Here is a 10,204-nt window from a genome sequence, read left to right as displayed (position 1 = left end):
AGACCATCCCCTCGAAATGCAGAGTAGCCTTAACAAGGGGAGCTGAAGTTTTCAACAGTTGACCTTGATTACGCAATGTGATTAATTAGTGCCCCACGTATCTAGTTGATTACAGCTTTGTGGAATCGTATATGTAGCCGCCGATTAAAAATTGGCGTATTTGACGTCTTTTAGCGTCGTAAAATTTCTCGGTAGAGAGTAGTTCAGGAGAACACATGAAACGTACATACCAACCATCAAACAAACGTCGTAAAACATCTCACGGTTTCCGCGCAAGAATGGCTACTAAAGCTGGTCAAGATGTTCTTAATCGCCGCCGCGCTAAAGGTAGAAAACGTTTGACGGTTTCTACAGGTGGAAAATAGTTCTCCGCTAGGAATTAAGCGCAGCTCTGAGTTTCTCTCTCTCAAACAATCTGGCAAAAGAAACTGGCCTACGAAGTGGTTACTTCTGAATTATCAGAAGAACTCCGTTGGTCAGTTGCGTTTTGGCGTAACTGCAAGTCGAAAAGTCGGCCCTGCGGTTGTGCGAAATAAGCTTAAGCGTTGGAGCCGAGAATACTTCCGGGCGTTGCTTAAAACGGATAACTCCATTGAAGCCGACATCAACATTATCTTCAAACCCATGGATACCAACTTTTATAAAGGCCTCCCACACGAGGAATTTGTCAAAGCTATGGATCGCGGGATTGGGTCTCTTCGAAAAAACCTTTAAAGCATTGCTTTGGTTTTTCGTTGCTGCCTACAGATCAATTGGAACAACTCATTTGGGTGGTTCCTGTCGCTTCGAACCGAGTTGTTCGGCCTACGCTCTTGAAGCTATCCAAAAACACAAATCGCATACAGCAGTTTGGTTAATCACAAAACGAATTTGTAAATGTAGACCGGGTGGTCCTTGTGGATATGATCCGGTCCCAGATTCAGGGGGAATTCTCCATGGCTCAGCAACAAAATAATAACCCAGGCTTTTTCGACCCTAAAACGTTGATTGCAGTGGGTGCCGTCGCTCTGATTTACTTCGGTTGGCAGACGTATCTTGGCAAAAAATATCCTGACTATAACAAACCAAAACCAGCACAAACTCAGACTGCTGATACAGCTGCGACTCCTGGTGCGACAACTACTGCCACTTCTTCTTCTGGCAGCACAATTGAATCAAAATCTGAAACAGTTACTCCGGTTCAAGAACAATCTTTCTCATTCTCTAACGACAAAGTTTCCTTCCAAATTTCAAATCACGGTATGGGTCTTAAGAACTACACTGTGAATAATTACGAAGACAAATCCGGTGGCAAAATCAAACTTGGTGGCGCTGATAATGACGGTTTGTATTCTATGCGTTTGACGGGTGCGGATAAATCGTTGGTGTTCAACCTGACTGAAAAAGCACCGGGTTCTTATGTTGGTGTGGCTCAAGTTGGCGGCATGACTGTGACTCGTGAGTTGAGTTTCGACGCTGCGAAATCTTCATTTACAAATACGATCTCTATCTCTCAACCGTCTGAAGAGATCAAAAAAGGTTTCTCTATCCTGATTCCTGAAAGCATCCATGACAAGGGCTCACACTCTTTCTTTATGCCTTCTTACGATCACCAGGATTTCTTTGTTAGTCACAGTGATGACAAGCACGAGACTGTAAACTTCAGTAACTCCAAAGAAAACGTAACTAAGGACATGCCTAATACTCAGTTGATCTCTGTGAGCTCGCAGTACTTTGCAGCGGCAGCGATGGACAAGTCAGATATTATTCCTGAAGTTAAATTGACTGCGAATATCGAAAAGAAAACTGCGCAAGCTGAAATGGTTTACAAACCAGTTCAGTTGAAAGAACAAATGAAGTTTGAATCTTTGTTCTATGCAGGTCCTAAATCTATCGACATGTTGAAGGCTGTTGATCCAGAAATGGCTCACATCATCGACTTCGGTTTCTTTGGCTTTATCGCTCGTCCGTTGTTGTACGTGATGAAGGCGTTCCACACAGTTGTTGGCAACTGGGGTGTGGCGATCATCCTTTTGACTTTGGCTGTTCGTTTCGTGGTTCTTCCATTCAACATTATGTCTGCTAAATCCATGAAGGCGATGCAAAAGGTTCAACCTATCATTGCTGGTCTTCGTGAGAAGTATAAAGACGATGCGATGAGATTGAACACTGAGATGATGGCAGTGATGAAACAGCACGGTGCAAATCCAATGTCTGGTTGTTTGCCAATGCTTCTTCAGATCCCAATCTTCTTTGCTCTTTACCGCGTGATTGGTTCTTCTATCGAGCTTTACAATTCTCCGTTCATCCTTTGGATCACGGATTTGTCAGCACACGATAAGTTCTATGTGTTGCCGGTATCAATGGCTGTATTTATGTACATCCAGCAAAAGATCACTCCATCAACGATGGATCCTACACAAGCTAAAATTATGCAGTTCATGCCATTGGTTTTCTCGATCTTCATGTTGCAGTTACCTGCAGGTCTGACTCTTTATATGGTTGTCAGCACATTGTTTGGTATCGTCCAACAGTATTTGATCATGAGAGATCCAACTGCCAAGCCAGCTATCAAAGTGGTTAAGGCGAAATAGTTACTTAGATTTTTTATTTTTACCTGGGAGGTAAAATGGGTTTTTTTAGTAAGCTTTTCGGGGGAAAAAGCAAGAGCGCTAACAGCGAAGTTGAATCTTTGGTTCAAGCGACTCTAGAGGGTATCATCGAAAAAGCTCAGTTCGATCTTTCTTTTGAAATCAACTCTTCAAAAGAAGATGACGGTGGAGCCGTTCTTTCTGTTCAATTCTCCGGTGGGGACGAAGAATTGTTGAAAGATAAAAAAGGACAAATGTTGGATGCTTTCCAGTTGTTCTTGAAACGCGTTGTTCAACACAATTTCCCTGAAGACAAAACTAACATCACAGTGGATTGCGGTGGATACCGTGATGAAACTGAAAGCGCTCTTATCGAACGCGCAGAGAACTTAAAAGCGATCTGCATCGAGCAAGGTAAATCTGTATATTACAGAGCTTTGCCACCGAAAGATCGCAAAGTTGTTCACCAGTATTTGGCTAAAGATCCTCGTATCAAAAGCCGCTCACTAGGTGATGGCTTGTATAAAAAAATCAAAATCTATCCAGCTAAAGGTGGCAATTCAGCGCAAAATAGCAACGCTGAAGAAGCTCACCACGATTAGTATTAAGTAGGGTCGCATGCTTCGAGGAGATCGTGACAAGGATACAATATGCGCGGTCTCCACTCCTCACGGAGTGGGCGGTATCTCCGTCATTCGAGTAAGCGGCCCTCGTACTTTTGAAATCGTATCGAAACTTTGCAAATTCTTACCTGCACATCCTGAATCCCATAAAGTCTATTTCGGAAATCTGAAAGACGGCGGCAATGAGATTGACGAAGTTCTGGTAACTTACTTCCAAAATGGTCGCTCTTTCACTGGTGAAGAAGTGATCGAGATTTCCTGTCACGGAAGTCCACTGATCTGCCAAAACATTTTGAATTCTTTGGTGCAATTGGGCGCTCGTCCCGCCGATCGCGGCGAGTTCACATATCGTGCATTCATGAATGGAAAATTGGATTTGGTTCAAGCTGAATCCGTTCTGGCTTTGATCGAATCCCAATCTCAACAGGCAGCTAAATTAGCTCTTCGCCAATTAAAAGGCCAGTTATCCAACAAGCTGGAAGAAGTCGAAGACGACATGACTTGGATTTTGGCGCACGCTGAAGCAAGTATTGATTTTTCGACGGAAGGTATCGATGTGGTCGATTATTCCGTTGTCCAAGTTCGTCTGAAAAAGATCGAAGCGACGCTTAAAGATCTGGTTGGAACTTTTAAAGTAGGTCGTCTTTTGAAAGATGGTTTCAGAGTTGTTCTGACCGGTCTTCCGAATGTGGGTAAATCCAGTTTGCTTAATCTTTTTTTAGAAGATGAACGTGCTATCGTAACGGATATTCCGGGCACCACCCGTGATGTGATTCATGGGGATACTTCATATGAAGGCGTTAAGTTCACTTTCGTAGATACGGCTGGCCTTCGCGATGAAGCAACGGACTTGGTTGAGCGTATTGGTATTCAAAAAAGCTATGAAGCGCAGAATGAATCCGATGTGGTGTTCTTTGTTTTCGATATCGAGAAGGGGATGGGCGCTGAAGAGACTCAAATTCTGGAGTCTTTGGATCCTCAAAAAACCTTCATTTTAGCTAATAAAATCGACCGAATTGGTGGGTCTAAACCGCTAGAAATGGTCGAAAAAGCCCTTAAAAACAGTAAATTTTTCCAGAAAATCGCAGATCCCCAGGCTTTCTTCACAAGAAGGGTGTTCTTTGTCAGTGCTCTTGATAAAAAGGTGCGTTCGAGTGTCCTTCAAGAACTTGTCCAAGAATTCGCGGATTTGCAGGTGGAAAATACCGTTCTTATTTCCAATGCCCGTCACTATGAAAACTTGGTTCGTGCTTTAGAGAATACTCAAAGGTCACAAACCTTGGTGGATCAGGGGATGGGTTCTGAATTCTTAGCTTTAGAGCTTAAAGAATCTCTCATCGCGATTCATGAAACTTTAGGTAAGCGGTTCGATGATCAAATCATGGATCGAGTATTTAAAGAGTTTTGTATCGGGAAGTAACTTATGACTAATAAAAAATTTGATGTGATCGTCGTAGGTGCGGGACATGCCGGAATCGAAGCATGCTTGGCGTCCGCTCGTTTGGGCCTTCAAACTTTGATGGTAACCACGAACATTGATCGTATTGGTTATATGAGTTGCAACCCTTCCATTGGTGGACTTGCAAAAGGTCACATGGTTCGGGAAATTGATGTGCTTGGCGGTCAAATGGGTATCGCTGCCGATGAAACAACAATTCAGTATAAGCGTCTTAACTCCTCGAAAGGTCCCGCAGTTCGCGGAACTCGAGTTCAAAACGATAAGCATCTTTACTCTGCTTTCCAAAAAAACGCTCTTTTCACTCAGCCAAATCTTGAAGTTCTTCAAGGCGAAGTGAAACGTCTGATTTTAGATAAAGACCTGTGCGCCGGCGTGGTTTTGGATGATGGTTCCGAGATTTTTGCAAAAGCAACGATCATCACCACGGGTACTTTCATGAACGGTGTTATGCACACGGGTCTTCGCCAAGAGGCGGGTGGCCGCGTTGGTGATAAGCCTTCGATTGGTCTGTCAGATCAATTGGCGCAATTCGGTTTTGAAGTAAAACGTTTGAAGACGGGGACTCCGGCTCGTTTGCTTAAAGATTCCATCGATTGGTCGAAGACGACTCCTCATGGTGGCGATGAAAAGGTATATCCTTTCAGCTACAAATCTTCGACTCAACTTAAGCTTCCACAAATTCTTTGCTATCTGACTCGTACGACGGAAAAAACTCACGATATTATCCGTGGAAACCTTGATAAATCTCCTATGTATTGTGGGATTATTGAAGGTGTCGGTCCTCGTTACTGTCCTTCGATCGAAGACAAAGTAACTCGCTTTCATGAAAGACCGAGTCATCAAACTTTCCTGGAGCCGGAAGGTTTGAATACGGATTTGATTTATCTGCAGGGTATTTCAACAAGTTTGCCCGAGGAAACTCAGGATGAATTTCTAAAAACTATTCCAGGTTTGGAAAATGTTAAAGTTGCTCGCTATGGTTATGCGGTCGAGTATGACTATATCGAGCCGACTCAAATCTGGCATCGCTTGGAAACACGAACGATTCGCCAGCTATTCCTGGCAGGTCAAATCAACGGAACTTCTGGTTATGAAGAAGCGGCCGCTCAAGGTTTCATCGCTGGTGTGAATGCTGCGAATAGTATTCTTGGCCGTGATGAATTTATTTTGGGTCGTGATGAAGCCTATATGGGTGTCTTAATTGATGACCTTGTCACCAAAGGTACACGTGAACCGTATCGAATGTTTACTTCTCGCGCGGAACACAGATTAGTTCTTAGAGAAGATAATACTATCGACAGGTTGGCGCATTGGGCCCAAAAGTTGGGTATTGTTTCTGAGCAGTCCCTGGAGCTTTTATCTGTACTACGTGAAAAGCGTAAAGTTTTGCACGATCGCCTGCGCGAAACGAAGGTTTATCCAACCAAAGACGTTCAAGAAATTCTTGCTAAAATTCCGACATCAGCTATGACAAAGTCTTTGTCTTTCGAAGAGTTGCTGCGCCGTCCCGAGCTAACGAGTTCACACTTGGAATTGTTAAATTTTGAGTTGGATAGCGATCCAAATGTCGTTGAACCAGTAGAAATCGAAGTGAAATACTCCGGCTATGTACGTCGTCAGATGGACCTAATTAATCAGTCAAAAAGACTCGAAGAATTGGTACTTCCAGACACTCTTTTGTATGGAGATATTCGCGGACTTTCTAACGAAGAGAAGGATAAGTTGCAACGCGTTAGGCCCCGTACCTTAGGTCAAGCTCAACGGATTAGTGGTGTAAATCCTTCGGCGATCCAAGCTATAATGATTCATCTAAAAGGTCACAAAAAGATCAAGGAGATGAATCCGGATGAGCAACAATGATGGCTCCGAAGCGCCACCGCAAATCTTTTGGCGTATTGACGAATGGTTCCCCGATCTAAGTCCTGAGGTCAGATCTCGACTTAAGGCCTATCATGAAGAACTTCAAAAATTTAACCGTACGCTGAGTTTAATCTCGGCGAAATCAGTTTTTGTGGCTGATGCTCTTCACTTTGCTGATTCTATCAACGCGACAAAGGCGATTATAAAGTCTAATCCCGCCATAGATAAAGTCTATGACTTTGGCAGCGGCAACGGTTTCCCTGGGATTGTTTTTGGTATCATGAATCCTAACATCCAGGTTGTGCTTGTAGATACAGACGTTAAGAAGTGCGAGTTTTTGGGTCACGCGATCCAAGCTTTAAAACTTAAGAATGTTACAGTCGAAAACAAGAACATCGAGGCCTTGCCGGCTGACTCTGTAAAGTGGGCGATTTGCCGTGGGTTCGGGAACATTTCCAAAGCTATTTTGATGGCCCGTAAGATTGTCGTTAAAGGGGGATCCGTCTATCACCTTAAGGGCGAAGAGTGGGGTATTGAGGTTGGTGAAATTCCGACTCAGCTTTGCTCGATTTGGTCTCCCTCATTGGTGGGAGAATATAAGCTTCCCGTGGGTGCCGTAAAATACGGCGTCGTTCGCACCGAAAAGATTTCTTAAGCAGCTATTTCTACAGAACAGAGAATGTTCCACGTGGAACATTCTCTAATGTCCGCCGCCTTCAGCCTTTTTCTCTCCGCCGCCGTGACCTTCGCCACCCGCAGCTCCTTCTCCGTGTCCTAAGCCAGTATCTATCGTAACTCCCGCATCTCTCATGCGTGCTTTTACGTCCCAGCTTCTTTTGGCATTTCTAAGCTTCTGTTCGGCCTGATATGAGGACCACTCTTTAGGATCGGGCCATTCCTGCTTGTTTGCATATGCCTTTTTATAGGCCGCTTGCGCAGTTCTAGCACGTTGTTCGACTTTAAGTTTCAAATACTCCACTTGTTGCTCGAGTCGGGTGATAGCGGCTTGGGATTCATAAATACGTTTATTGGCGTACTTAATTTGCCCAGTCTGAGGAACTACTTCCATTTTTTCCTTCTCAAAACCCTCGAGTTTCTTTTTCTCTGCCTCGAGTGCCGCCGTAGCGGCCCCAACTTGTGCTTGTAGATCAGAATAAATAGGATCTTTAAGCTCGGGATTTGGATCCGGCTTACTGCAGGCAGTGAGAGTCAGAATAAGAAGAATGGCGGTGATAAACTTCATAATTGGTATTGTTCCACGTGGAACATCGGCAAAAATGCAGAAAAACCTAAGGCGAGGTGCGAAAAACTAGTCTTTATAGTTGCACATGTGTGTAAAAAATACGAATTTTGATTATCAAGGAGGAAATGATGGCTAAAACTATCTGTATAGCTAATCAAAAGGGCGGAGTAGGTAAGACAACGACGTCTGTGAATCTCTCTTCAGCGTTGGCTACTCTTGGTAAGCGTGTTTTGTTGATCGATATGGATCCTCAAGGGAATGCTTCCAGCGGTTTGGGTATTAAACGATATGATACTCAAGATGCTAACTCATACCACGTACTCATCGGTGAAAAAACACTGACTGAGGCTACTCATCCAACATCAAATCCAAATCTAAAAATTTGTACGGCTAATCCTGACTTGGTCGGTGCCGAGATTGAACTTGTAGACATGCCGCATCGTGAATACCGCTTGAAGCAAGCAGTATCCATCGTGGCTGATCAGTACGATTTTGTTATCATCGATTGTCCTCCGTCTTTGGGTTTGATTACTCTGAATGCTCTAAATTCTGCAGACAGCTTCCTTGTGCCTCTTCAATGTGAATACTATGCATTGGAAGGTTTGAGTCAGCTTTTGAATACTGCAGGACTAATCAAGAAGAGCCTAAATCCTTCGTTGCATATTGAAGGTATCGTTCTAACGATGTTTGATGTGCGCAATAACTTGAGTCATCAAGTTGTTACTCAAATCAAAGAACACTTTGGTGAAAAAGTATTTAACGCAATTATTCCAAGAAACGTGCGACTCAGCGAAGCGCCGAGCCATGGTCAATCCATCCTTGAGTACGACAGCAAATCAATCGGTTCCGTTCGCTATCTGGAATTAGCCCACGAAGTGATCGCAAGATCAGTTCCGAAGCAAACAGAAGCGAGCCAGGTTGCAAACACGAACGCCTATGAAGGGGAAGTAAATGTCTGATACTGCTGTAGAATCCTCAAACAAAAAGAGAGGCTTAGGCCGTGGCCTGGGTTCTCTTTTGGGTGGACCTGCTAATAATGATTTAATGAATGCGCCTGCGGCATCAGCCCCTCCCGTAAAAGCTGCGCCGGCGAATTCAACGACTGTTTCACCTGCGGCGACAGCTGCTGGTGCGCCTTCCGTCAATGTTGCTGCTACTGTTGCCCCTCCCGTGGATCCAGAAAGCAAAATTTGGAAGGTCGCAATCGACAAGTTGTCTCCAGGCAAATATCAGCCTCGTACAACTTTTGAAAAAGAGCCTCTTCAGGAGCTTGCTCAGTCTATTAAAGAGAACGGAATTCTTCAGCCAATCGTGGCTCGCAGAACGACTTCTGGAAAACTGGAAATCGTAGCGGGTGAGCGTCGCTGGAGAGCTTCTCAGCTTGCTGGGTTACATGAAGTCCCCGTTATTCTAAAGTCTTATGACGACAAGCAGGCACTTGAGTTAGCAATTGTTGAGAATATTCAACGTGAAGATTTGAACCCAATTGAAGAGGCAGAAGGATATTCTCGCCTGATCACAGAGTTCAAATTGTCTCAACAACAAGTGGCTGAAAAAGTGGGTCGTGATCGTGCTACTGTTGCGAACGCAGTTCGTTTGCTAGCTTTGCCAAACGAAGTAAAAGATATGATTTCTGCCAATGACCTTTCTGTGGGTCATGCAAAAGTACTTCTTTCTTTGCCAGAACCAAAAAAACAAATCGAAATGGCGAAAAAGGTCGTGAACGACAAGATCGCAGTTCGTAAATTGGAAAAAATGGTTCAAGCTATCGTTAAGGGAACAGCTGACGAATTGGAAGTTCCAACTTTCGATTCCAATGTGACCCAACGATTGATCAACGGATTAAGTGATGAGCTTCAGAAAATCATGGGCACAAAAGTGAACATTGATTATTCCGGTGCTAAAGGTAAAATTAGCATTCACTTCTATTCCGATGATGAACTAACAAATTTAGTAGATAGGCTGAAAGAAGGATGGCAGTAAATATCCCACAAACTTTCCAAGAAGACGTACTTTCAGGTCATGTGACGGCAATCCTTGATCAGGGTACACATTTCGAAGGAAAGCTCAGCTTTGAAGGCACCGTGCAAATTGGCGGTGATTTTAAAGGGGAAATCTTTACGAAAGATACCATCGTTATTAATGAGGGTGCCTCCGTGGCAGCCCAAGTTGAAGCCGATACTATTATTATCAGTGGCCGGGTTGAGGGGAATCTCTTTGCCCGCCGCCGAGTTATTATGCACCCACCCGCAATCTTCAAAGGTACCGTAACATCTCCAAGTTTGCGTATCGACGAGGGCGTGGTTTTCGAGGGTGCGTCCTATATGCCCAAGTCTTAAGCACCCCTGTTTTCATTAGCGCAGCCTAAATTCTCAATAGGTTTTTGACCTTGACCTTTTCTGGCTTGAAATGCTACTTCCGAGGTTCAAAAAAACAGGGATTTCAATAA

12 protein-coding genes are annotated in these 10,204 nt (G+C 44.0%); 11 read left to right on the top strand and 1 reads right to left on the bottom strand.

Annotation, left to right across the window (positions count from 1 at the left end; genetic code table 11):
- The first annotated feature begins 215 nt into the window (after positions 1-215).
- From rpmH to rsmG, 8 genes are read left to right on the top strand one after another with little or no spacing between them, the layout of a single operon-like run.
- Complete coding sequence (gene rpmH, locus HW988_RS19055) at positions 216-365, top strand: 50S ribosomal protein L34 (RefSeq protein WP_088616015.1); 150 nt, start codon at positions 216-218, stop codon at positions 363-365.
- Complete coding sequence (rnpA, locus tag HW988_RS19275) at positions 355-714, top strand: ribonuclease P protein component (protein ID WP_181605680.1); 360 nt, start codon at positions 355-357, stop codon at positions 712-714. The genes rpmH and rnpA overlap by 11 nt, the downstream gene beginning before the upstream one ends.
- Positions 665-955, top strand: a complete 291-nt coding sequence (gene yidD / locus HW988_RS19270; protein WP_370468136.1) for a membrane protein insertion efficiency factor YidD — start codon at positions 665-667, stop codon at positions 953-955. Before rnpA ends, yidD begins: the two co-directional genes overlap by 50 nt.
- Positions 936-2,573 carry a membrane protein insertase YidC gene (gene yidC, locus HW988_RS19040; protein ID WP_181605679.1) on the top strand — a complete coding sequence of 546 codons (1,638 nt, stop codon included), beginning with the start codon at positions 936-938 and terminating at the stop codon, positions 2,571-2,573. Before yidD ends, yidC begins: the two co-directional genes overlap by 20 nt.
- Positions 2,574-2,608: 35 nt before the next feature.
- Positions 2,609-3,172 (top strand): R3H domain-containing nucleic acid-binding protein, encoded by a 564-nt coding sequence (locus HW988_RS19035; RefSeq protein ID WP_181605678.1) that lies wholly within the window; start codon positions 2,609-2,611, stop codon positions 3,170-3,172.
- Positions 3,173-3,188: 16 nt separating this feature from the next.
- Positions 3,189-4,613: a tRNA uridine-5-carboxymethylaminomethyl(34) synthesis GTPase MnmE gene (mnmE, locus tag HW988_RS19030; RefSeq protein ID WP_181605677.1), complete on the top strand. Its 1,425-nt coding sequence runs from the start codon at positions 3,189-3,191 to the stop codon at positions 4,611-4,613.
- 3 nt (positions 4,614-4,616) lie between these two features.
- Positions 4,617-6,512 carry a tRNA uridine-5-carboxymethylaminomethyl(34) synthesis enzyme MnmG gene (gene mnmG / locus HW988_RS19025; protein WP_181605676.1) on the top strand — a complete coding sequence of 632 codons (1,896 nt, stop codon included), beginning with the start codon at positions 4,617-4,619 and terminating at the stop codon, positions 6,510-6,512.
- Positions 6,499-7,167, top strand: coding sequence for a 16S rRNA (guanine(527)-N(7))-methyltransferase RsmG (rsmG, locus tag HW988_RS19020; protein ID WP_181605675.1), 669 nt, complete (start codon positions 6,499-6,501; stop codon positions 7,165-7,167). Before mnmG ends, rsmG begins: the two co-directional genes overlap by 14 nt.
- A gap of 45 nt (positions 7,168-7,212) precedes the next feature.
- Here the strand turns inward: rsmG and HW988_RS19015 are convergent, their stop codons facing one another.
- Positions 7,213-7,755, bottom strand: coding sequence for a hypothetical protein (locus HW988_RS19015; protein ID WP_181605674.1), 543 nt, complete (start codon positions 7,753-7,755; stop codon positions 7,213-7,215).
- 128 nt (positions 7,756-7,883) lie between these two features.
- On the opposite strand from HW988_RS19015, the gene HW988_RS19010 reads away from it, so the two are divergent.
- The 3 genes from HW988_RS19010 to HW988_RS19000 are packed head-to-tail and all read left to right on the top strand — an operon-like array spanning position 7,884 to position 10,094.
- Positions 7,884-8,714, top strand: a complete 831-nt coding sequence (locus HW988_RS19010) for a ParA family protein (protein ID WP_142702026.1) — start codon at positions 7,884-7,886, stop codon at positions 8,712-8,714.
- Positions 8,707-9,738 carry a ParB/RepB/Spo0J family partition protein gene (locus tag HW988_RS19005; protein WP_142702025.1) on the top strand — a complete coding sequence of 344 codons (1,032 nt, stop codon included), beginning with the start codon at positions 8,707-8,709 and terminating at the stop codon, positions 9,736-9,738. The genes HW988_RS19010 and HW988_RS19005 overlap by 8 nt, the downstream gene beginning before the upstream one ends.
- Positions 9,729-10,094 carry a polymer-forming cytoskeletal protein gene (locus tag HW988_RS19000; protein ID WP_142702024.1) on the top strand — a complete coding sequence of 122 codons (366 nt, stop codon included), beginning with the start codon at positions 9,729-9,731 and terminating at the stop codon, positions 10,092-10,094. The genes HW988_RS19005 and HW988_RS19000 overlap by 10 nt, the downstream gene beginning before the upstream one ends.
- Positions 10,095-10,204 lie beyond the last annotated feature (110 nt).

The sequence above is a fragment of the Bdellovibrio sp. KM01 genome (assembly GCF_013752535.1).
Classification (GTDB): domain Bacteria; phylum Bdellovibrionota; class Bdellovibrionia; order Bdellovibrionales; family Bdellovibrionaceae; genus Bdellovibrio.
This window is presented reverse-complemented; position numbering and strand designations above follow the sequence as displayed.

Bases quoted from the DNA above. Each gene is read 5' to 3' on its own strand.
- rpmH (WP_088616015.1), top strand. From the start codon at position 216: ATGAAACGTACATACCAACCATCAAACAAACGTCGTAAAACATCTCAC.
- yidC (WP_181605679.1), top strand. From the start codon at position 936: ATGGCTCAGCAACAAAATAATAACCCAGGCTTTTTCGACCCTAAAACG.
- HW988_RS19035 (WP_181605678.1), top strand. From the start codon at position 2,609: ATGGGTTTTTTTAGTAAGCTTTTCGGGGGAAAAAGCAAGAGCGCTAAC.
- mnmE (WP_181605677.1), top strand. From the start codon at position 3,189: ATGCTTCGAGGAGATCGTGACAAGGATACAATATGCGCGGTCTCCACT.
- mnmG (WP_181605676.1), top strand. From the start codon at position 4,617: ATGACTAATAAAAAATTTGATGTGATCGTCGTAGGTGCGGGACATGCC.
- rsmG (WP_181605675.1), top strand. From the start codon at position 6,499: ATGAGCAACAATGATGGCTCCGAAGCGCCACCGCAAATCTTTTGGCGT.
- HW988_RS19015 (WP_181605674.1), bottom strand. From the start codon at position 7,755: ATGAAGTTTATCACCGCCATTCTTCTTATTCTGACTCTCACTGCCTGC.
- HW988_RS19010 (WP_142702026.1), top strand. From the start codon at position 7,884: ATGGCTAAAACTATCTGTATAGCTAATCAAAAGGGCGGAGTAGGTAAG.
- HW988_RS19005 (WP_142702025.1), top strand. From the start codon at position 8,707: ATGTCTGATACTGCTGTAGAATCCTCAAACAAAAAGAGAGGCTTAGGC.
- HW988_RS19000 (WP_142702024.1), top strand. From the start codon at position 9,729: ATGGCAGTAAATATCCCACAAACTTTCCAAGAAGACGTACTTTCAGGT.